Origin of the sequence: Actinoplanes oryzae (assembly GCF_030757795.1) — a bacterium.
GTDB lineage: Bacteria > Actinomycetota > Actinomycetes > Mycobacteriales > Micromonosporaceae > Actinoplanes.
The window spans coordinates 1-22,105 of the sequence record NZ_JAUQWH010000011.1 but is presented as its reverse complement, the minus strand read 5'-3'; the positions used below and the strand labels follow the sequence as shown (position 1 = coordinate 22,105).

General features: G+C 70.4%; 17 protein-coding genes and 1 pseudogene. 8 read left to right on the top strand and 10 right to left on the bottom strand.

Translation table 11 applies throughout. The features are described from left to right. Positions 1-66: 66 nt before the first annotated feature. Together RBH18_RS06065 and RBH18_RS06060 are read right to left on the bottom strand one after the other, a co-directional pair. On the bottom strand, positions 67-1,290 hold the full coding sequence (locus tag RBH18_RS06065) for a hypothetical protein (RefSeq protein WP_306204947.1): 1,224 nt from the start codon (positions 1,288-1,290) through the stop codon (positions 67-69). Continuing rightward, positions 1,287-1,802 (bottom strand): SigE family RNA polymerase sigma factor, encoded by a 516-nt coding sequence (locus RBH18_RS06060; RefSeq protein WP_306204946.1) that lies wholly within the window; start codon positions 1,800-1,802, stop codon positions 1,287-1,289. The genes RBH18_RS06065 and RBH18_RS06060 overlap by 4 nt, the downstream gene beginning before the upstream one ends. Positions 1,803-2,130: 328 nt before the next feature. Here RBH18_RS06060 and RBH18_RS06050 point away from each other — a divergent pair, with 328 nt between their 5' ends. After that, positions 2,131-2,262 (top strand): immunoglobulin domain-containing family protein, encoded by a 132-nt coding sequence (locus RBH18_RS06050; protein WP_306204945.1) that lies wholly within the window; start codon positions 2,131-2,133, stop codon positions 2,260-2,262. Here RBH18_RS06050 and RBH18_RS06045 read toward each other — a convergent pair. Continuing rightward, a complete protein-coding gene (locus RBH18_RS06045; protein WP_306204944.1) occupies positions 2,252-2,926 on the bottom strand; it encodes a response regulator in 675 nt (224 codons plus the stop codon). The two genes, RBH18_RS06050 and RBH18_RS06045, sit on opposite strands and share 11 nt — an antisense overlap. Further along, on the bottom strand, positions 2,923-4,452 hold the full coding sequence (locus RBH18_RS06040; RefSeq protein ID WP_306204943.1) for a sensor histidine kinase: 1,530 nt from the start codon (positions 4,450-4,452) through the stop codon (positions 2,923-2,925). Before RBH18_RS06040 ends, RBH18_RS06045 begins: the two co-directional genes overlap by 4 nt. Positions 4,453-4,480: 28 nt before the next feature. On the opposite strand from RBH18_RS06040, the gene RBH18_RS06035 reads away from it, so the two are divergent. The 3 genes and pseudogenes from RBH18_RS06035 to RBH18_RS06025 all read left to right on the top strand — a co-directional run. Next, entirely contained in the window at positions 4,481-5,398 is a 918-nt protein-coding gene (locus RBH18_RS06035) for a tripartite tricarboxylate transporter substrate binding protein (RefSeq protein ID WP_306204942.1), read from the top strand. A 798-nt stretch (positions 5,399-6,196) separates the two neighbouring features. Then, the gene (locus RBH18_RS06030; protein ID WP_306205014.1) at positions 6,197-9,508 is read left to right on the top strand and encodes an RHS repeat-associated core domain-containing protein; all 3,312 of its coding nucleotides are present in this window, start codon (positions 6,197-6,199) and stop codon (positions 9,506-9,508) included. A gap of 433 nt (positions 9,509-9,941) precedes the next feature. Next, positions 9,942-10,118, top strand: a pseudogene (locus tag RBH18_RS06025) (IS630 family transposase); the annotation flags it as partial. 1,393 nt (positions 10,119-11,511) lie between these two features. Here the strand turns inward: RBH18_RS06025 and RBH18_RS06020 are convergent. After that, positions 11,512-12,288 (bottom strand): SAM-dependent methyltransferase, encoded by a 777-nt coding sequence (locus RBH18_RS06020; protein WP_306204941.1) that lies wholly within the window; start codon positions 12,286-12,288, stop codon positions 11,512-11,514. Positions 12,289-12,383: 95 nt separating this feature from the next. Here RBH18_RS06020 and RBH18_RS06015 point away from each other — a divergent pair, with 95 nt between their 5' ends. Continuing rightward, positions 12,384-12,995 (top strand): AbfB domain-containing protein, encoded by a 612-nt coding sequence (locus RBH18_RS06015; protein WP_306204940.1) that lies wholly within the window; start codon positions 12,384-12,386, stop codon positions 12,993-12,995. Here the strand turns inward: RBH18_RS06015 and RBH18_RS06010 are convergent. After that, on the bottom strand, positions 12,952-13,794 hold the full coding sequence (locus tag RBH18_RS06010) for an enoyl-CoA hydratase/isomerase family protein (protein ID WP_306204939.1): 843 nt from the start codon (positions 13,792-13,794) through the stop codon (positions 12,952-12,954). The two genes, RBH18_RS06015 and RBH18_RS06010, sit on opposite strands and share 44 nt — an antisense overlap. Positions 13,795-13,900: 106 nt before the next feature. On the opposite strand from RBH18_RS06010, the gene RBH18_RS06005 reads away from it, so the two are divergent. From RBH18_RS06005 to RBH18_RS05995, 3 genes are all read left to right on the top strand, one after another. Further along, on the top strand, positions 13,901-14,287 hold the full coding sequence (locus RBH18_RS06005) for a winged helix-turn-helix transcriptional regulator (RefSeq protein WP_306204938.1): 387 nt from the start codon (positions 13,901-13,903) through the stop codon (positions 14,285-14,287). 94 nt (positions 14,288-14,381) lie between these two features. Then, positions 14,382-15,941, top strand: a complete 1,560-nt coding sequence (locus RBH18_RS06000) for an ABC-F family ATP-binding cassette domain-containing protein (RefSeq protein WP_306204937.1) — start codon at positions 14,382-14,384, stop codon at positions 15,939-15,941. Positions 15,942-15,983: 42 nt separating this feature from the next. Continuing rightward, positions 15,984-16,640 (top strand): class I SAM-dependent methyltransferase, encoded by a 657-nt coding sequence (locus RBH18_RS05995; RefSeq protein WP_306204936.1) that lies wholly within the window; start codon positions 15,984-15,986, stop codon positions 16,638-16,640. Between the two features lie 303 nt (positions 16,641-16,943). On the opposite strand, the gene RBH18_RS05990 is transcribed toward RBH18_RS05995, so the two are convergent. From RBH18_RS05990 to RBH18_RS05975, 4 genes are all read right to left on the bottom strand, one after another. Continuing rightward, on the bottom strand, positions 16,944-18,542 hold the full coding sequence (locus RBH18_RS05990) for a CotH kinase family protein (protein WP_306204935.1): 1,599 nt from the start codon (positions 18,540-18,542) through the stop codon (positions 16,944-16,946). Next, positions 18,542-19,219, bottom strand: a complete 678-nt coding sequence (locus RBH18_RS05985; RefSeq protein ID WP_306204934.1) for a DUF4956 domain-containing protein — start codon at positions 19,217-19,219, stop codon at positions 18,542-18,544. Before RBH18_RS05985 ends, RBH18_RS05990 begins: the two co-directional genes overlap by 1 nt. Further along, positions 19,209-20,108 (bottom strand): polyphosphate polymerase domain-containing protein, encoded by a 900-nt coding sequence (locus tag RBH18_RS05980; protein WP_306204933.1) that lies wholly within the window; start codon positions 20,106-20,108, stop codon positions 19,209-19,211. Before RBH18_RS05980 ends, RBH18_RS05985 begins: the two co-directional genes overlap by 11 nt. Positions 20,109-20,206: 98 nt before the next feature. After that, entirely contained in the window at positions 20,207-21,970 is a 1,764-nt protein-coding gene (locus RBH18_RS05975) for a carbohydrate-binding domain-containing protein (RefSeq protein ID WP_306204932.1), read from the bottom strand. Positions 21,971-22,105: the final 135 nt, after the last annotated feature.

Here is a 22,105-nt window from a genome sequence, read left to right as displayed (position 1 = left end):
GACCGCCGGCCGGCTCGGATGCGCGCCGCCTCCCCGTTTTTCGCGGGCGTGAGACGGTCGCGGCGCTCAGTTGAGCGGCCGCGTCCAGGTCGCCGTCGAGTCACACCTGTCGAACGTGGCGCCGGAGAACATCGCCTTCCGGTCGGCGAGGGCGATGTCGTCCGGGTCCGGGGCCTTGACCTCGATGCCGCAGGTGCCGGCCTCGACCAGCAGGATGCTCTCGCCGTCCGGCCCCTCGGCGACCCAGGCCGGATGCCCCGCCACCTTGCCGGCCGGTGTCGCCTGGTCGCGCAGCTCGGTCCACGGCGTCGTCGTCGCCGTCCACGCGCTGATCTCCAGCGGTGCCCGGGCGCCGGTCGTCGACGAACCGCCCAGGTAGAGCTGCGGGACGCCCGTGTCGCCGCCGAAGCCGAGCGTGGCCTGCTGCCCGTCCTGAAACTCCCGGTCGTCGGCGTAGGAGAACGACATCGGCAGGTCGCCCGGGATCTTCCGGAAGTGCATCGGCACCAGCGGATCCTCGGGGGCGGTCAGCCGGACGTCGGCGGCGATGGCGAACATCTCCGCCCGGAGCGCGCCGCCCTTGGTGCGGAACTGCTCCGGGGCGTCCTGGCCGTTGATGACGGTCACCCAGGCGCCGGACTTGTCCTGCCAGCCGAGCGTGGGCACCTCGAAGTCGCCCACGGAATCGCTCCTGATCTCCGGCGGCTCGGTCGGCGCGGTGACGGTCGTGGTGCCGAACCACGCCGCATGCCCGGCGACCCGCACCTGCTCCCCGCGCCGCAGGTCCCTGGCGTCGTACATGCCGGGGTCGTAGACCCGCACCATCGCGGCGCAGCAGGTGTCTCCCTTGCTGCTCGTCGTGAAGGGCACCATCCACTGCAGGGCGCCGCTGGTCCCGCGCCGCCAGGTGTACGCGGACCCGCCCGCCGGCGCCACAGTCAGCTGACCGAGGTCCCGATAGTGCCCCGGGGCCGGCGTCGGCACGAAGGACGTCGCCACGGAGGGCGTCGGCGCGGAGGGCGTCGGCACGGGTTCGCGGGAGGGCGGCGTCGACACCGTGACCGGCTGCGGCGTGGTGGGCGGCGCGTGGTCGGCGCGCAGCCGGGCGGTGACCGGAAACGCGGCCGCCGCTCCCAGCACCACGGTCGCGGCGGCCGCCACGGCGGCCCACTGCCGACGGCGCCTGACCCTCGCCGCCCCGGCCAGGACCCGCTCGGTCAGGCCCGCACCGTCGGAGGCCTGCGCGGCGCGGATCTCGATCGTGCGCACCACTTCGTCGATGCCGGTCATGCCTGGACTCCTTCCGTGGTGTGCGTGACGCGGAGGCTGGCGAGCGCCCGGCTGGCGTACCCCCGGACCGTGCCGGGACGGCAGCCCAGCACCTCGGCGATCTCGTCGTCGCTCAGCCCCTCGTAGTACCGCAGGACCAGGACGACCCGCTGCTGGCGTGGCAGTCCGGCGAGCCACGCCCAGACCTCGGGATCAGCGCGTACGGGCGGCCGCGCCGGCGGGTCGTGCCGATCCAGCGGCACCAGCAGGAAGCGCCGGCGACGCTTGCGGGCCAGGAACTCGTTGGTGACCATCGTCCGCACGTAGGCGTACGGCTCGGCGAGGTCCCCGATCCGCTTCCACCGCACCAGCGCCCGGGTGAGCGCCTCCTGCACCACGTCGTCGGCCTCGCCGCTGTCCCCGCACAGCGCCGCGGCGTACCGCAACAGTGCGGGCAGCCGAGCCGCCGTGAACTCCTCGAACCGCATCCCGGTCCCTTCGCCGATCTCCGGTGTCCCGCCCTTCAATGCCATCGGGGCCACGATCCGTTGTGCGCTCCGCCGTGAAGTTTTCGCGATCAGTCGGGGCCGCCGGGCATCCAGGAGATGCTGCGTGAATCACGCACGCTAATAGCGCTGCGGCGGGGGCGCGAGCGGTCTACCGTCCGGGCATGGCGGACGTCGAGGTGCTGCAGGGCGATCCGCACCGGCGCGTGGTGCGGATCGGGGACACGGTGCGACGGCCGGTGCACCCGTGGTCGGCGAGCGTGCATGAGTTGCTGCGGTTTCTCCAGGAGGCCGGTTTCCCGTACGCGCCGAAGTTTCTGGGGATCGACGACGACGGCCGGGAGGTGAACAGCAGGTGCTCGACATGGCGCTGCGGCTCGCCGCCGAGGGCCGTCAGCCGCAGCTGGCGTGGCGCGAGGACGGCACGCTCGACGAGACCGCGGCGCGCATCCGCTGGGCGCGGGCGCACCGGCATCTCATGGAGTGATCCAGCGGTAGCGGCGTTGCGGGCGCCCGACGGGTCCGTACCGGAGACGCACTTCGGCCTTTCCCGACGCGACGAACCATTCGAGATAGCGCCGGGTGCTCACCCGGGACAGGCCCGCCCGCCCGGCCCACTCCTCGGCGGACAGGTCCTCGGCGCTGGCGCGCATCACCCCGGCGATCAGGCGCGAGGTGTCCGGGGTGAGACCCTTCGGCATCGGTACGCCCCCCGCGCGCACCGCCACGAACAGCTCGTCCACCTCGGACTGCCCCACATCGGCGGAGCCGGCGAGCCGGTCGTGCACCGCCGCGTACCTCTCCAGGCGGTCCCGCAGCACGTCGAAGCCGAACGGTTTCAGCAGGTAGTGCAGCACGCCCCCGCGCAGCGCCGAGCGCACGGTCGGGACGTCGCGGGCGGCCGTGACGGCGAGGACGTCCGGGCCGCCGTCCGCCGTGGCGCGCAGGCGGCGCAGCACCTCGAGCCCGGTGATGTCGGGCAGGTAGATGTCGAGCAGCACCAGGTCCGGGCGCAGCTCGCCGGCCTGGGCGAGCGCGTCCGTGCCGGTGTGCGCGGCGCCGACCGTGGTGAACCCCGGCACCTTGTCGACGAAGCCGCGGTGCACCCGGGCCACCATGAAGTCGTCGTCCACGACAAGGACACGGATCACCGGGCCTCCTTCGCCAGACGCGCGGTGAAGGCCGATCCGCGCACCGACACGTCACCCCCTCGACGCGTGCAGATCAGCCGGACCAGGGCGAGGCCGAGCCCGTGGTGGCCGTCCGCCGTCGCCTTGGTGCTCCAGCCCTGCTGGAACACCTGATCCGCGAGCGCCGGGGCCACCCCGGGCCCCGAGTCGGTCACCGTGACGGTGGCGCCGTGGACGCGTACCGAGATCGACCCGCCCGGACCCACCGCGTCCAGCGCGTTGTCGACCAGATTGCCCACGACGGTGACCAGATCGGCGGAGAGCCGGTCGCCGACCGGCGGCAGCGCGGTCTCCGGGTCGAGGGTCAGCGTCACACCCTGCTCGGCGGCCAGGGCGGCCTTGGCGATCAGCAGCGCGGCGAGCGCGGGGTCGCGCACGGCGGCCGTGACGGTACGGTCGAGGCGCTCGCGCAGCTCGCTCGTGCGCGTGATGTACCGCACCACCTCGTCGTGCTCGCCCAGCTCGACCAGCCCCGAGATCGTGTGCAGCCGGTTCGCGAACTCGTGCGCCTGCGCCCGCAGCGTGTCCGTCGTGTGCCGGCTGACGTCGAGCTCGCGGCGCAGGGCCGTCAGCTCGGTGCGGTCGCGCAGCGTGGTCACCGATCCGGCCGCGCGCCCCTGCAGCACGACCGGGCGGCGGTTGAGGACCAGCACCCGGTCGTCGCTCAGCACCACCTGGTCGGCGCCCGGCGACCGGCCGGTGAGCACGTCCAGCAGCGCCGCCGAGATCCCGGAGTCCGACAGCGGGCGGCCGACCGCGTCGGGACGCAACCCCAGCAGCCGTACGGCCTCGTCGTTGACCAACGTCACCCGGTGCGCGGGATCCGTGCCGATCACGCCCTCACGGATGCCGTGCAGCATCGCCTCCCGGTGCTCGACCAGGCCGGTGATCTCGCGCGGCTCCAGCCCCAGCGTCTGCCGCTTGACCCGGCGCGCGACCAGCAGCGACCCGCCGACGCCCAGCACGGTCCCGAGCACCAGATAGGTGAGCAGGTTCGTCAGGGCGCTCGCCAGCTGGTCGGCGAGCGTCGGGTACGCGCGGCCGACCACGATCAGCCCGAGGAACCGCCCGTCGGGCTCGCGCAGGACCGGCACGTGCGCGACCAGGGCGTCCCCGACGACACCGACCCACGAGCGGCCGGACAGGGCGGGGCTGCCGGCGAGCGCGGCGGGGCGCCCGGCGTCGGGCCCGGTGACCACGGTGCCGGCGGCGTCGGTGATCGTGACGTAGGACGCCCCGGACACGGCCCGCGCGCTCTCCGCCACGGTCTCCAGGGCGTCGCGGCCGAGCGGGTCGCCGAGCCCGAGGCGTACGGTCCGGTTGATCGCCGTGTTCTCGCCCACCGAGCGCAGCCGCTCGCCCTCCACCCGCCGGAACGCCGCGTCCGCCTCGGCGATCGACACCGCCGCCACCGCACCGGCCACCAGCAGCACGATGGCCAGCTGAAGGGCGAGCAGCTGACCGGCCAGCGAGAGCCGCTGTCTCATGCCCCGATCCTGCCGCCACACTGTCGGGATGAGAAGGCGCGTGCTGCTGGGCGGCGCCCTGGGTGCGCTGGCCGGTTGCCGGGGTGCCGCGGGCGGCGTCCGCGTCATGGTCCCCAACCCGCCGGGCAGCGGCTACGACATCACCGCCCGCGTGCTGGCCCGCGAACTGGGCGCCGAGGTCTTCAACCTGCCCGGCGGCGGGGGAGTGGTCGGCCTGCGGCGCCTGGCGTACGAGCACGGCAACCCCGACCTGCTCATGCTCATGGGCCTCGGCCTCATCGGCGCCCAGCGCACGGCCGACGTGACCCTGCGAGGCACCGCCCCGGTCGCCCGCCTGGTCCAGGAACCGGCCGTCATGGTCGTGCGGCGCGACTCCCCGTACGGCTCCCTCGACGACCTGATCGAAGCCTGGCGTGCCGACCCGCCCGCAGTCCCCGCGGGCGGCGGCTCCTCGGCAGGCGGCCCCGACCACCTCGTGACCATGCTCGTCGCCGAGGCGGCCGGCATCACCCCGGCCCGCGTCGCCTACCGCCGCCACGACGGCGGCGGCGACCTCCTGGCGGCGCTGCTGGGCCGCGAGGTGGCCTTCGCCATGTCCGGCCCCGGCGAGTACGCCGGCCAGATCGCCTCCGGCCAGCTCCGAGCCCTGGCCGTGACCAGCGCCGACCCGGTGCCGCTGCTGGCGGTGCCGACCGTACGCTCGGCCGGCCTCAACGTGACCTTCACCAACTGGCGAGGCCTCGTCGCCCCGCCGGGCCTGCCCGCAGCGGACCTCGCCGACCTGCGCGAGACGATCGCGGATCTGGCCGGGTCGGCGCCGTGGGCGGACGCATGCGCGCGCTTCGGCTGGTCAACGGCCTACCAGGACGGTCCCGCCTTCGCCGGCTTCATCGCCGACGAAACCGCCCGCGTCACCACCCTCCTGAGCCGCCTCGGCCTCGCGTAGCCGGACGCCGCCTCGGCCTCGCGTAGCCGGACCCGACCCGCACGGCAGATTCCCGTGGGAGAACGGCTACGGGTATCCGCCGCACGCCAGCCCTTGATCGCGAACCCGGAAACCCTGCCACCAGCAAAGGCAGAGAGCCAGTGAAGCCGTGTCCCGGCTACGGAACGACGGGCACCGTCCTTGTCCGGCCGGTCCTGGTGGGCGAACCGCTGGGCACGTACGCGATCGCCGGGGCCCAGCCCAAGGCCTTCGCGGAGAAAAGGGTTGCTCTGTTCTGCTCAGCATGTGACCTACTGATCCTGCGACACCTCGAAGGCGCCGTCTTCGACGCCGATTCTCAATGCTTCACCGCAGGTCACTTCGTCGCCGATGGGGTCGCCCGCGACGACCGGTCCTTGGAGCAGCCTGACGACTGACAACAATCAGTGGCCGATATCACCCTGAGGCCATGCTTCCGCACGCTCCGTACAATTTGTGTCCGGTCTAACCAGTTCTGTTGGGTTTTGTCTTGTCAATCTGTAGGTGCATTGACTCTCCTCATTGGACTTCAATAACCTTTGCTTGACGGCAAACACGGGGGGTTCTAAAAGGCTGGATTCGCGGGCGGCCTCGTATGCGCTGCCCCTTTGTGCTTTTCCATTGCCTGCTTCGATCCGCCATTCTGTCGCCATTCCTGATTCTCTGGCAGCACCCGCCTTGACGCGCATCGGGTGGTCGGGCGGCGTTCTTCCGTGCCCGGAAACGGCTTCCGGGCACCTGGATGGGAGTGCAATGACACGGCATCGTGCCGCCTTGCCGGTGGCCACGGTTGTCCTGACCGCCTCGTCCCTCATAGGGGTGGGCGGCTCGCCGGCTTCGGCCGAGGAAGTCCCTTCGGCCGCTGCGGTGATCGAGCCGGTCTTCTCGCCGAAGACCGGCGACAAGGTTTGGCTTTACACCAGTCCCGCTCGTAATGCGGTGGCCTCGACGGCGGCGGTGGCCGATCCGCCGTCGGTGCCGAAAGGCACCGGGCCCGTTCGCGGCGCGACTCAGGTGTCGTTCTCGTTGACCGACCGGCTCGACATGAAGGTGAACGTCGGCTCGGGCAATCTGCTGCTCACCAGCACCGAATTGACCCTGCCGGGTATTGCCGGCAACACCACCCTCGGCGCGTCGTTCAACAGTCTGCTGCTCGGCACGAACCTGCCGAACGGCTCCCTCGGTCCGGGCTGGCGCAGCCGCAGCGGTGCCGATGTCCGGCTGTACGAAGCCACCTCGGACGGCTCGGTCACCTATGCCGCCGCGGACGGTGTGGTCGGTAAGTTCACCAAGTCCGGCAGCGGCTACACCGCCCCGGGGGTGTTCAAGGCGAGTCTTGCCAAGGATGGCTCCGGGTGGAAGCTGACCGAGCACGACTCGGGCAAGGAACTGTTCTTCACCGCTGACGGTGTGCTGGACAAGACTGAGGACCGCAACGGCAACGTCACCGACTACACCTACAGCGGCGCCAACTGGGCCACCGTCGTGTCCGACAAAGGCACTGCCCCGGGCAAGACCGTGGAAGTCGGCTACACCGACGGCAAGATCAGCCGGTACCGGCAGTGGGCCGATGGCAGCACGTCGCGCACCGCCACGTACGCCTACGACAGCTCGGGCCGGCTGCAGAACATCCAGTCGACGAGCTACCGCAGCACGTCCTTCGAGTACAGCAGTGCAGGGGATCTGACCCGGATCACCACCGACGCCGACGACACGCGCGTCGACATCACCTACGACGGACAGCACCGGGTCACCTCGGTCAACCAAGTCACGGTCAACGCCACCGGCGAAGGCTCGATGACCCGGTTCGCGTACACCTCGAGCACGCAGACCGATGTAGCGGATCCCCGGCAGAACCTGTCGCAGCCGGTGACCTCGGTGCCGCACACCACCTACACGGTCGACGACCAGAAGCGGGTCACCAAGACCGTCGACCCGGCGGGCAACGAGCGCAGCGACACCTACACCCCGTTCAGCGACGTCGCCTCCTCGGTGTCACCCGAAGGCGGCACCGTCACCAACACCTACGGCGCCAACGCCGGGGAGTCGCTGACCAAGTCAGCCTCGCCGAGCGGCTCCAGTGCGAGTGCCGCCTACGCGAACGCGGCCACCTCGACCAACCCGACGGCGAACTTCCAGCCGTCCTCGTCGATCGACACCCAGGGCAACAGCAGCAGTTACACCTACAACGGCGCCGGGAACCAGACCTCTGCCAAGGACGCGCTCGCGGCTGAGGCCAAGGTCGACTACAACGACGACGGCACGGTCAAGAAATCGACCGATCCGGGCAACGACACCAACGGCACCACCTACACCTATGACGCGAACAAGCAGCTCACCAAGCTGACACCCCCGACCGGCAGTGGCCTGCCGGTCAAAACCTTCACCTACGACGCGTACGGACGACTGAGCACCGCCACCGCCGGGTCCTGCACCACCACCTACACCTACGACACCCAGGACCGGCAGCTGACCAGCGAGTACTCCGGCACCAGCTGCCCAAGCACCACCACCGTCACCTTCCAGTACGGCGCGGGCGGCAACCTGCTGACCCGCACCGACGCGACCGGCACCACCACCTGGCAGTACGACCAGCTCAACCGGATGCGCATCCGCACCGCCCCGAACACCCCGGTGCAGACCTACCGCCCCGACCCGGCCGGCAACCTCGAGCAGCTCATCGACGGCCGTGGCACCACCAAGTACTACTACAACACCCGCAACTGGCTCGTGCGCCTCGACACCGCAGGCGGCACCCGCTACAACTTCACCTACGACAAGAGCGGCAACCGCACCCACACCTACTTCGCCGCCAACGACACCAACAGCACGTGGGCCCTGCACACGCAGACCACCTACGACAAGTCCGACCGGCCGACCCGGATCACCTCCACCCGTGACTCGGTCACCCCGGTCAAGGTCTTCGACACCACCTACTGCTACGCCAAGTACGTTTCCGGGCAAGCCTGCTCGACGGCCAAGGACGACGACACCGGCCTGCGGCAATGGCAAAAGGATGAGATCGCCGGCACGGTCAGCGAGTTCAGCCATGACAAGGGCAACCGGCTGACCAAGGCCACCAACTACGCCGGCAGCACCTATGAGTACACCTACGACACCAACGGCAACCGCAAGACCGTCGTCCGTGCCGGCACCACCACCCAGTCACTTGCCTACAACTCGGGCAACCAGATCACCACCACCGGCAACACCTACGACGCACGCGGCAACCAGACCCGCGTCACCGAACCCGAGATCGGCACACTGCAGTACAACGCCGCCAACCAGATGACCTACGCCTACGGCCCCGGCGGCTCCGCCGACTACACCTACGCCGGAACCGACCAGGTCGAACTGGCCACGGCGGGCACCTTCAAGCTCAACTACGGCATGGAGGACCAGCACGGCATGGCCTGGCTGCAGTCCTGGACCAACGGCAACAACCAGACGGTCTACGTCGAACGCGACGGACTTGGCACCCCGCTCGGCCTGCGCGTCGGCACCACCGACTACGCCTACGTCCAAGATGGACTTGGTTCGATCGTTGCCGTCGTGGGTAGCAACAAGACCGTGGCCGCCACCTACACCTACGACCCCTACGGCACCGTGCAGTCCACCAGCACCGAGACCGCCCTGGGCCAAACCAACATCATCCGCTACGCGGCCGGCACCTACGACCCCTACACCCGGCTCACCCGGTACGGCCAACGCTGGTACGACCCCAACCAAGGCCGCTTCACCCAGCAAGACAGCCTTAGCTTCATCGGGGACCCGAGCAATGGAAACCGCTATGCATATGCGGGTGCCAACCCTGTCAATTACACCGATCCCACCGGCAACTTCCCCCCGCTCAAGGACTTCACCGAGAACATCGGTGCAGGAGCCGGCGCCTCAGCCTTCCTAGGCCTTTTGGTCGTCGGAGGATGTGTCACGCTCAGTGTCGCCTGCGTAGCGGGCGGGTTTGTGCTGGGCAGCATCGGGGCGACGCTCGGTGGCATGGCCGGTTCAGCAATCGGTGGCGGCACACGGGAAGACGTTGCCGACGCTGGCGCGGTCGGCCTGCTCACCGGGCCTTTTGCAGCGATTTTCTGAACAGGAACACACCGCTCCCTGCGTCCGGAGGTATGCAAATGACAAACGGCGATACATCCAGGGCGAACGTGCGAGCAGCAATCAAGTTCGTAGCCTGGGGCGTGGCGGTGACGGTGGTACTTAGCGTGCTGGGCCTCTTCCTGCCCGATGTCCCAGTGGTCGTTCTCGCCGTCGCGTGGATGGCCACCATCCTCACGTTGTTTGCTGTGGCGTTCGCGAGAAGCAGGCGTACCAGGCGATAACGCTGGCTGCCCGGCTGCTGCACCAAGCAGCCGGGCAGCGGGACGTGTCCATGCTGAGTGCCGCTGGACACTGTCGCTGTTCGGCGGGGTGCTGGTGGAGGTGTCGGGCGTGAATCAGCTACCGGCCTCGTGTACCGCTGTGCCGCCCTCGGCGCCTCCGCAGCACGCACGGCATCCGCCGCTTCTACGGCTGCTACTCGAACCACCCGAACCACACCGTCCTGGCCCGCAAGCTGCAGAACTACCTGCGGTGGCGCAACGCCAACGTCCGCCACCCCGACGTGCTGACCGCGCAGCGTCGCGAACGAGCCCGGGTCCGCAGCGAGCGTCAGCAACGCTGGGGCCGGCCCCGAACGAGGGCCGTCTAACGGATCAGAACCGGTGAACGTTTGTGGTCATCGCACTAGCTTCGGGTGGTGCGTGTTGTCGGCGCCGCGCTGCTCGGTGCAGCCTTCGCCCCCGCCGTGCTGTCCGGATTCGCGTTAGGCACGGCGCTTGTCGGCGCAGGCATGGTCGGTCTGGCAGGAGGAGCTTTCACTCTAGGAGGAATCAATGATTGTCGACGGGACGGAGACTGTTCTTGACAGCCCGAAGCAAACTTCTCACAGCTGTCCTCGTCGGTGTGGCACTTGGCGTCTTGACAGCCGCCCTCTCTTCCGGTGACGGGACTTGGCGAGCAGTTTGGGTACTCGTCGCTATAATCGGACTGGTTCTGCTCCTCGGGGGGGTTCTTATCGGAAGGCGCAAGGCTGAGAAGGATTAGCTTCTCAGAGGATCAAACTCCCTTCAAGTGCGGAAATTAGATAGCTGGTGCCCTGGCCAGGAACGTTTGGGGTGTTGGGGTCAGCCCGCTCGGATGGCGGTTTGGTCCCAGCGCCATTGTCGTTCGTTGCGGACGCAGGCTCGGTCGCGGCATTGTGCGGCCAAGACGTCGAGGTGGCCGGCGTGGGCGTTGCGTCAAAGCAGATAGGTGCAGTTTCCTGGCCGGGACGGTGTGGTTCGGATCGTTCGAGCCGGCCAAGATCCGCAATTGGTGCCGGTTCTTGCAAACCTTGCGGCGACCCGGTTCCGGTAGAGCGGACCGAAAGCCGCGAACCTCTGGCTCCCATGCTCGGCTCTGGCGCGAACTAGATATTCTGGTTGTGCGTTTCAGTTCCACGACCACGAGGGGTACGGTCCGGTCCACGCCGAGCAGGTCGACGCGGCGGCGGAGGTCCCGAACTCCTCGGAGACCACAAGCACGTCGTCGACGATCATGTCCAGCTTCGCCCGGAGCAAACGTTGCAGGCCGGCGCGTTCGAGGATCTGCTCAGCGGCAACGGTGGTCGACGGACTCGATCAACTGATCAGTGGTCATCTCGAACTAAGGCACCGGCACATTCTGACGCCTGCGAATCCTAGGCGGAAGCCGCTGGAAACGCCACCATGCCTACTAGCGTGGAGTCATCACGCACAACACGACGAAGGCGCGAACCCTGCGGTTCGCGCCTTCGTGTACTGCGAACTATGTGGGCCGCGCAGGGATTGAACCCCGTCAGCTTGGACAGCTACGGCGCGGCCGGAGCGGACGAGGCCCTGCTGTGGTTCCTCGAACTGCTTCACGACGGGCGGGAACCGCGCCATCATCCCGGGTGGGACCGGTATTTTCCCGCGGCGCCTTGGCGCCGCGGCTGGCGCAACTGATCAGTCGTCCCGCAGGCGAGCCTGTCCTGACCGACGATGGCCTCGTCTATGTGCGACGCCGCTTCTACGACGGCCGGGTCAGGGCTTGCGGCCGATGCCGCCGTACTGGTCGGTGCTGGTCTGGTCGTCACCGGGGTCGGGGTGCCAGCGGACCACGGGGACGATGCCCGGCTCGACCAGGTCTAGGCCGGTGAAGAAGCCGGCGAACTCCTCCGGCGTCCGCAGCAGGTAGGGGACGGCGCCGCTGGTGTTGTAGGCGTCCTGGGCCAGGTTGATGCCGGCGTCCTGCCGCTCCTGGAGGCTGCCGTCGCTGAGGGAGACGTAGCTGCCCGGTGCCAGGCCGGCGACCAGGGTGGTGACGATGTGGCGGGCCTCGGCCGTGGAGGGGATGTGGCCGAGGACGCCGTTGAGGACGAGGGCGACCGGGCGGGTCAGGTCGAGGTCCCGGGCGGCGGCGGCGAGGACCGTCGCGGGCTGCTGGAGGTCGGCTTCGGCGTAGGTCACGCCGGTGGTGCCGGCCAGCATGGCGCGGCCGTTCTCCAGGACGTAGGGGTCCTTGTCGACGTAGACGACGCGGGCGCGGGGGTTGGCTCGCTGGACGATCTGGTGGGTGTTGTCGGCGGCCGGCAGGCCCGCGCCGGCGTCGAGGAACTGGGTGATGTGCGCCTCGGTGGCGAGCCAGGTGACGGCCCGGGTGAGGTAGCGGCGGGACTCGCGGGCGAGCTCGGAGATGCCGGGGAAGACCTTGAGATACTCGGCTCCGGCCTCGCGGTCGACGGGGAAGTTGTAGGAACCGCCCAGCCAGTAGTTCCAGATGCGGGCGGACTGCGGCACTGTCGTGTCCGGCTGGCTCATGCCCGCCATCGTGCCTCCGCGTTTCCGGGTTGTGGACGCCGTCGCGTAATCTCGCAAACTTCCCCCAATCGTGTGGCATCAGGAGATTCACAACCATGACTGTGTACGGCCAAGAGCCGCGCCGGGGTGCCGTCGGCCGCATGCACCCCGCCGTCCTCGCCCTCGTCGCCGTGGCGGTCCTCGTCGCCGCGGGCATCGGCGTCTGGCTCGTCACCGGGTCGTCGGACGGCACTCCCCAGCCGGCCGCCGCCGCGGTGACCAGCGCGTCCGCGAAGCCCCAGCCGTCCCGCACGTCGCCGGCGCCGGTCAAGCTCGCCGCGGGCTCGTGGCTGCTGTCCCCGTGGGGCGACAAGGATTCCTTCCTGTCGGTCGGTGACGACGGTTTCGCGGTCTTCTCCGCCGACGAGCGCATGGTGCTCACCGTGAGCGCCGGGCTCGCCGACGACGCGTGCTTCTCGTTCCGCGAGCCCGGCGGCGGCTGGCTGCGCCACTTCGACTACCGGCTGCGCTTCGACAAGGCCGACGACTCGGACCTGTTCCGCGAGGACGCCACGTTCTGCCCGGTGTCCGGGGCGCCCGCCGGCGCCGTGCGCCTGAAGTCCAAGAACTATCCGGATCATGTGCTGACGCGGCGCAGCGACACCGAGCTCTACATCGACGAGCTCAGCGACCAGCCGGCGACGTCGTTCCTCGTCCAGCCCGCCTGAGCAGCTCCTCGAGGTTCCGCTCGCCGTCGCGCGTCTGGGCGCCGGCGGCGAGCGCGCCGCGGAGCAGCTGCTCCGCGGCGGGACGGGCGAACTGGCTCGCCCACGCCTCGTGCTCGCGCAGCATGCCGGCGCTCAGGTCGTACGGCGGAATCGCGCTCTTGACCGCTGCGATCGTGCCCTCGGGCAGGTCGGCGATGGCGCGGGCGAGCCGGTCGACGAAGCCGTCGAGCTCGCCGGCCGGCAGGGCGCGGTTGATCCAGCCGTAGCGCTCGGCGGTCTCCGCGTCGAAGAGGTCCGCGCCGAGGACGATCTCCAGCGCGCGGTTGCGGCCCGTGCGGTGCAGCAGATACTGCGTACCGCCGCCGCCGGGCACGATGCCGCCGAGCACCTCCATCTGGCCGAGGCCGGCCCGGCCGACGGCGGCGAAGCTCAGGTCCGCCGCGGCGACGAACTCGGCCCCGCCGCCGCGGGCGAGTCCGGCCAGCTTGACGATGGTCACCTGCGGCGCGGTGCGCACGGCCTCGCCGAGGGCCTGGAAGACGTTGAGGCCCTCCGGCGCCCCGGCGGTCGGGTCGGCGATCGCCTCCGCGTCGTCGACGAGCGTCATGTCGACGTGGGCGAGGAAGAACTCCGGGTCGGCGCTGGAGAAGACGATCACCTTGGCGGTCCCGTCGCCGCGCAGCTCGTGCAGCAGCGTCATCAGCTCGCCCATCATCGGCAGGCTGAGGACGTTGACGGGCGGGTTGTCGAGGACGACGGTGACGACGCCGCGGTCGCGGGTCACGTGCAGGGTGCTCATGGGTTTCCTTGGCTAGGTATGCGTTGGATACCTAGACTGCTGGTGATCAGCGAAGGGGCGCAAGAACGCACTTTCGGCATCCCAGGGATCATGGAGGATACCCAGCGTGACCGAGGCACCGGTGTTCCGCGTCGACTGCCCGAGCCGGCCGATCCTCGACCAGATCGCGGACAAGTGGTCGATGATGGCGATGGAGGTGCTGACCGAGCCGCAGCGCTTCAACCAGATCAAGCGCCGCCTCGAGGGCATCACCCAGCGCGTGCTCACCCAGACGCTGCGCCGGCTCGAGCGCAACGGCATGGTCGAGCGGCGCGTCCTGCCGACCTCGCCCGTGGGCGTCGAATACTCGCTGACGCCGCTCGGGGAGTCGCTGCGCGAGCCGTTCTCGCACCTCTACTGGTGGACGGTCGAGCACGCGGACGAGATCACCGAACGGCAGCGGGCCTACGACACCCGCAAATCGGTTGCGGGCCCGGATATCGTGGTGGAGTGATGGTGGCGGGTGACGACGACATCTCCGGGTGATCTCCCCCCGGAGCCTGCGTCGCCGTTCCCTTTTCCCGTCACTCTTCCGAGGTCACCTCACCATGTCTTCCATCGTGTGTTCCACGCTGTCCTTCTCGTGGCCGGACGACACCCCGGTCTTCACGGGGCTGTCCCTGACCGTGCCGGCCGGGCGCACCGGCCTGGTCGCCGCCAACGGCGCCGGCAAGTCCACGCTGCTCCGGCTGATCACGGGCGAGCTGCGGCCGGCCGCCGGGTCGGTCACCGTGCACGGCACGCTCGGCTATCTGCCCCAAGACCTGCCTTTCACAGGTACGCAGTCCGTGGCGCAACTGCTCGGCGTCGACCGTACGATCGCCGCGCTGCACGCCATCGAGTCCGGTGATGCCGCGGAGGAACACTTCACCGCGGTCGGGAGCGACTGGGACGTCGAGGAGCGTACGCGGGCCGAACTGGACCGTCTCGGACTCGGCGACGTCGCGCTGGACCGTCGGCTCGACACGCTCAGCGGCGGCGAGATCGTGTCGCTGGGGCTCGTGGCGCAGCTGCTCCGGCACCCCGACGTGCTGGTGCTCGACGAGCCGACCAACAACCTCGACCGGGCGGCCCGGGCCCGGCTCGCCGGCGTCGTCCGGGGCTGGGCCGGCTGCCTGCTCGTGGTCAGCCACGACCGCGAACTGCTCGAGGAGATGGACCGGATCGCGGCCCTCGACCACGGGGAGATCCGCTGGTACGGGGGCGCCTTCACCGCGTACGAGGAAGGTCTGCGCGCCGAGCGGGAGGCGGCCGCCCAGCAGTTGCGTACCGCCGAGCAAGATCTCAAGCGGCAGAAGCGCGAGCTGCAGCAGGCGCGCGAGCGGTCCCAGCGCCGGGCATCGACCGCCGCCCGCGGGCTGGCCGATGCCGGGCTGGCGCGACTCTTCGCCGGGAACATGAAGAACAGCGCGCAGGTCTCGGCGGCGCGCACCTCCGACGTGCACGCCTCGCGGGTCGCCGCCGCCCAGGCCCGCCGCGACCAGGCCGACCGGGCGGCCCGCCAGGACGACCGGATCGCGCTCGACCTGCCCGGCACGCGCATCCCGGCCGGCCGCACGGTCTTCGAGGGCGCCGGCCTGATCATCCGCGGACCCGAGCGGATCGCCCTCACCGGGGCCAACGGCGCGGGCAAGACCACGCTGCTGCGCCTCGTCGAGCGGTCGGTGGCCCCGGCGGTCGGCCGCGTCGCCTCCCTGTCGCAGCGCCTCGACCTGCTCGACCCCGGACGGACGGTCGCGCAGTGCCTGGCGGACGCCGCCCCCGGCCGTACGGACGCCGAGCGCATGACGCTCCTCGCCCGCTTCCTGTTCCGGGGCGACCGCGTGCACCTGCCGATCCGCGTGCTCTCCGGCGGCGAGCGGCTCCGGGCGACCCTGGCGTGCGTGCTCTTCGCCGAGCCGGCCCCGCAGCTGCTCCTGCTCGACGAGCCGACCAACAACCTCGACCTGGTCAGCGTGGCGCAGCTGGAGAGCGCACTGGTGGCGTACGAGGGGGCGTTCGTGGTGGTGAGCCACGACGAGCGCTTCCTGTCCGCGATCGGCGTGAATCGGCGGATCCGCCTGGAAAAAGGGCGCCTGACCTCGGACGGGCGTCACGCGCCGGAGTGAAGGGGCCACGGATCGCTGCTCCGGCGGCTATGTTCCGTGACCATGGAAGAGCGATTCTGGCTCGAGTCATGGGCCGAGGGCGGAACCAAGACAAGTTTCCACCTGCGCGAGGTGCACCCGCACGCGGCGCTCCTGGCGGAGCAGGGCCTCCTCGCCGACGCGGCGGTCCTGGTCCCGCTGTGCGGCAAGTCGGTCGACCTGCTCTACTTCGCCGAACACGCCCGCCGGGTCGTCGGCGTCGAATTCGTGCCGGAAGCGGTGGAACAGTTCTTCGCCGACAACGGCCTCACCCCGGCCGAGGACCCGCCCGGCGTCTTCACCGCCGGCAATCTCCAGATCCGCCGGGCCGACCTGTTCCAGCTGACACCGTCCGACGTGGGCCCGATCGACCTGGTCTACGACCGCGCCTCCCTCATCGCCTTCCCCGAGGACATGCGCGCCCGCTACGTCGCCAAAATGATCGAACTCATCCCCCCGGGGGCGCGCTATTTCATCAACACCCTCGAGTACCGGCCCGTGCTGCCCACCCCGCCCTTCACGGTCGGCCCGGACAAGATCGAGGAGTATTACGGGCGGCACTTCACGATCGAGCACGTCCGCCGGGAGCCGCGCCCGGACCACCGCATGGTCGAGAAGTTCGGCCTCGACCACCTCACCGAGCACGGCTTCCTCCTGACCCGCAAACCACTGGCTCCCTGAGAAACCTCTGCCTTGCGGCCCCCAGATCGTTGCGGGCCCCGGCCGAATCCGCCCCGTGAACCCGGGCCGAGCGTCAAGGAGGCACCGGTAACGGGACCGCGCTTCGTCTCCGTCACCCAGCGCTCCTGGCACGTCGCGCCGGCATGGCCGGCCAGAAGGTCGAGCAGCAGCCGCATCCCATGCCGGTAGCCGGCGAGGCGTGTCCCGGCTTACGTGGGCGAACGCGCCGGCCACCGCCGCGAGCCCCTAGTCGACCGGTGCGGTGCACAGATCGCCGGCGGGCTGCGGCGGCCGATCCGGTGGTCAGGCGCCGGTAATTGTCGGGGTGGTGGCCAGGAAGGTTGCTCGCTCCTGGAGGAAGGTGCGGAGGTTCTGGGCCTCGGTGGCGACGGATTCGGGGTTGGCGCCCTTCACGGTGGTGAGGAGGGTGGTGAGGGTGTCGACGGCGGTCAGGGCTGATTGGTTTCCGTAGATTTGCTGGTAGAGGGTGCGGTAGGCCTTGGCGTAGGTGTCGTGGAAGGCCGGGTTCGCCAGGAACTTCTCCTTGAGGGCGTTGCCGCCGCCGAAGCCGCCGCCGCCGGGGCGTTGGCCGCCTTGGTTCTCGCCGGCGGCGGCGCGGGGGCCGCCGCCGGTCATGGTGGTGGCCTGGGTGGGATCCTGGGTGGCGTTGCCGGAGAAGGTGAGGTTCCAGTCCCAGCCGACGACCTGGAACTTCCTGGTGGTCAGGTCGTACCAGAGGTAGTAGTTCTTGCCCGGGCCGGCCATGTCGTCGAAGTTGACCAGCAGGTTCTGGGCGGCGACGTAGCGGGCGAAGGAGTCGACGTCGACGTGGTCGGCCAGGTGGGCGGCGAACTCCTTGTCGTCCGCGGTGGTGACCCAGCGGATCAGGTCGATGACGGGCTGGGTGTCCTGGCTGCCCTTGAGGTTGATCTGCTTGAAGTCGTCGGCGTAGTCGGTCGGGTCGTCGCCCTGGTCGGTGAACTGGCTGGTCGACAGGGCCTTGTAGAGCACGCCGTCGCGGCCGACCGTGGCGGCGAAGTTCTCGTCGGGGTGCTCGACGATCAGGCGGGCCGTCGTGGGGCGATCGTTGACGGTGAAGCTGCTGTAGGCGTACCGCTGGGTGGGTTGGTCCGCCGCCGCGAGGACGGTGAGGGAGACGGCCTCGTTGAGGACGCTCGCGCCGCCGCCCATGCCGCCGACGCGGACGGCGATCTCGCGGTGGCCCTGGTAGCGGCGGCCCTCGACGTACTCGTCGAAGCGGATCAGCCAGGGCAGGGTCTCCGGCTCCTCGGCCTTGAGCGACGTCCGCCCGCCGCCGAAGCCCCCGCCACCCGGACCACCCCCGCCGGGAGGACCGCCGGGAAAACCGCCGGGAGCCGCCGCGCCGCCCGGGTCAGCGGCGCCCGGGTCAGCGGCGCCGGGAAAGCCCCCGCCCGGTGCGCCACCGCCGGGAAAGCCCGGTCCGCCGGCCTGGCCACGCCCACCCCCGAACCCGTTCTGCCGGGACTCGCCGTCGCGGGTGAGCCCCTGCAGCGTCGAGTTTCCCTTCAGCCGGATGCCCACGCTGGGCACGGCGGTGCCGTCCACCGTGAGGTCGGCCTCGAGGAAGTCCTTCTCCCCGTCCTTCCAGAACGAGTCGAGCAGCCGCTCGTAGTCGTCGTCCCGGAAGGTCAGTTTGATCTCGTGCGCCACGGAGGCGTCGAACAGGTCCCGCGACCCGGCGATGTCGATCGTCACGTCGTCGCCGCTCTCGGCGCTCGTGCTGGTGACCAGCGGCGCCACGCGCACGGTGCTGAACACCACCGCGCACGCGACCACGACCGCCGCGCACGTGGCGAGCAGCTTCCAGTAGTGCCGGACGCGCACCGGGATCCGGTGCCGCAGGCGCCTCTGCGGGGCCATCACAGGTCCGTCTGGTCGTACCCGGTGAGGACCGTCACCCGCTGCCCGCCGGTGCGCTCGCCCAGCGCGGTGACCAATGTGCCCGGCTCGGTGCCCTTCTTGAGCCGGACCGTGTACATCATTTCGGTCAGCGCGCCGCCGCGGATCGATTCCATGCTGATCAGCTCGAACTCGCTGGTGTGGGCGATGAGGACGTCCTGGATGTGTTCGGTGTAGGTGCCGTCCGGCGGGACCTGGACCTTGACGACCTGGCGCTGCACGTTCGAGGCGAACCAGTTGAAGCGGAACATCACCACGATGACCAGGCTGATCACCACGGCCGCGACGATCGCCAGGGTGTAGAACCGCGTGCCGGTGGCCATGCCGACGCCCATCACCAGGAAGATGAACCCGACGTCGCGGGTCTCCTTGATGGCGTTGCGGAAGCGCACCACGCTCAGCGCGCCGACCAGGGCGAACGCGCGGGCGATGTTCGAGCCGACCACGAGCATGATGAGCGAGATCAGCATGCCGAGGATGACCAGCGTCTGCACGTACGACTGGCTGTAGGACACGTTGCGGTGGGTGAACCGGTAGACCCACGCCACCATCGAGCTCAGCAGGAACGACAGCACCATGGCGATGGCGATGTCGCCGACGCTGAAGGTGCCGGACAGGTCTTGGACGTCAAAGGGCATGGGAGCCGGGCCTCACGGATTCGTCGGGGATGTGGAAGATCGAGCGCGGGGCGCGGCCGAACGCCTCGACGCTCTGGCAGTACTTGGAGACCCGGACGACCGACAGGTTCATCCGGGCGGCCAGGTCGGTGAGCCAGGAGGGGACGCGCTCGTTGGCCTTGAACTCGACGACGCTGAGCCGCGCGGGCACGATCAGCCTGTTCTCGGCGTCCGCGGCGAAGCCGAAGTCCCGGTCCCGGCCGCGGATGCGGTGGTCCATCGTCACGCGCAGCCCGAGGTCGGCGTCCCGCCCGACGAAGGCCTCCCGCTGATAGCCGGTCATCGCCACCGGCCGCAGGTCCAGCAGCGACACCAGCTCGAGCACCTCCTCGAGGAAGGCCCGCTGCCCCGGGTCGTGCGCGACCATCAGCCGCCGGTCACAAAGATCCAAGGCCTGCCGGTACGGCAGAGCGACGCGCCGCTTCTGCGTGACCCGGTTGACCCGTTGCTTGATCTCGACGTGCACGAGCGTGTCGTCGTCCACGGTGAACCGGTCGCCGTAGTGCCGGACGCGCAGCTTGCGCCGGAACTTCAGCCCCTCGATCTTCTCCCAGTAGAACCGCAGGTCCCGGGTGTCGTAGTAGGTGCTCCACACCCCGTAGCCGCCGTCGCCGGCGTGGCTGTCGAGGTCCATCCGGGCGGCCAGCTCGGCGCGCAGCCCGGGGACCCGGTCGCTGGGCAGCAGGTACTTGATCTCGTACCGGTTGAACGAGTGCAGCTTGCCGGGCGCGCGCAGCGCGTGCCCGGCATGGTCGTCGGCCCGGGGCGTGGTGGTCGCGCCGGCGGCGGCGGGCGGCGGCGGGGCGTGCTGCGGCTCGGAGCGGCGGCGCCGGAGGGGCAAGCGCTTCATGGTTGTCTATATGAAGGGCTGCACGACAGGGGAAGCTCGGACCGCGCTGTGAATAGCCTGGGAACGAGAGATGGACAGCAGGTGGACGGGAGGTGTCGTCAGCGGCCCCGGCGGCCGAATCCGCCCGCGGGGGCCTCACCCGCGGTGACGGTCGCGATCTGCTGCGCCGAGCCGAGCGTGCCCGAGGCGGCCAGCCCGCCGGTACGGTCGGCCGACGCGGTGCCGCCCGAGGAGATCGTGTACTTGTCGCCCTTGGTGACCGCGGACGAGGAGTACACCAGGTTCTCCGTCTCCTTGGCGGTGACGAACGTGGCGAGCAGCGTGCCGTCGGCGCCGGTCACCTGCAGCGTCGTCCCGGCCGGCACCGCGGTGTCGAAGGTCGCCGACAGCCAGCCCTGCGCGGAGTCCTCGCCCGGCGCCACGGCCATGCCGGAGCTGCCCGCCGCCGCGAGCACACCGCCGCTGACGGTGAAGGTGCCGTTGACGTCCAGGGCGCCGTTGCCCCGCTGGGCGGGACCGTTGACCACCACGGTGCCGCCGGTGATGCTCGCCGTGCCGTTGGAATCGAGGCCGTCGCCCTCGGCGTCGATGACCAGGGTGCCGCCGGAGATCGTGGCGTCGAAGGGGCCGGCCTGCTCGCCGAAGCCGCCGCCCGTCGCGGCCGGGTCCTCGCCCGCCGCGTTGAGCCCGTCGTCGCGGGAGACGATCGACGTGTCGCCGCCCGCCACGGCGATGTGCGCGGCCTCGATGCCCTCGACCGAGGATGTGACGCGCACGGTCCCGGCGTCGATCCGCAGGGCGTCCTCCGCGTGCACGCCGTCGTCGCCGGCGGCCGCCGCCAGGGCCACCCCGCCCAGCCGTACGGAACCATCGCTGTGCACGGCATCCTCGGACGCGTCCACGGTCGCCTTGCCGCCCTCGAGCACCGTGATCACGCCGGACTTCAGGCCCTTCGCCGACGTGTCGTCCGCCGGGGTCACCTGCGCGCCGCCGCCCGACCGGATGCTGACCGTACCCGCGGTCTGGACCAGGTCCGTCACGGCGTCGGCGCCGTCGCCGCCCGCGGTCACGGTCACCGTGCCGCCCGAGATCGCGACGTAGCCGGCGTCCGCGTCCTCCTCGTTGTCCGCCTTGAGCCCGTCGCCGCCGGCCGTGACCGCGATCGTGCCGCCCCGCACGACCAGGTAGTCCTTGCCCCGGATGCCGTCGTCCTTCGCGGTCACGGTCACCGTGCCGGACTCGATGACCAGCCCGTCCTTGGCCGCGACCGCGTCGTTGGCGTTGCCGGTCACGGTGAGCGACCCGCCGCCGGCGACGGACAGGTCGCCCGCGCTGAACAAGGCGGCGTTGACGTCGGCGCCCTCGGCGTACGCGGTGGTGTCGGCGAGGGTGTTCGTGCTGCCGTCGGCCAGCTGGATCACGAGCTGCCCGGCCTCGACGGCGGCGATCGCGGCGCCGGTGGTGCTGGTGACGTGCGCGCCGTCGAGCACCAGGACCACGGTGGCGTCCTTGGCATTCACGACGATCTGCCCGTCGGCGAGGGTTCCCGAGATCCTGTACGTCCCGCCGGCCGTGATCGTGACGATCGAGTCCTTCGCGGTGACACCGTCACCCGACGCGCTCGCCGAGTCGCCGCTGAGCGTGACGGACACGGGATCGGCGCTCGGGGCGGCTGTTTCGTGCACGGTGGTGTTCGCGGCGAGCACGGCGGCGGCGCTCTGGGTGGCGTCCACGCTCACCGTGGCGCCGGTGGTCGCGGCGGCGTCGGGGGTGTCCGGGGAGTCGGAGGTGCAGGCGGACAGGGCGGCGGCGGCGAGCACGGCCGAGCCGACGGCGGCGGCGAGACGGATGCGGACCTTCATGCTGACCCCTCGGGACGGGTGGGCGCGGACAGGACGCCCGCGGGGAAGTGGCGGCGCAGGACGGGGTGCCAGCGGTTCGTGGCGGGGAGGCCGGGACGCAGGGCGGCGAGACCGGTCGCGTACTTCGACAGCGGT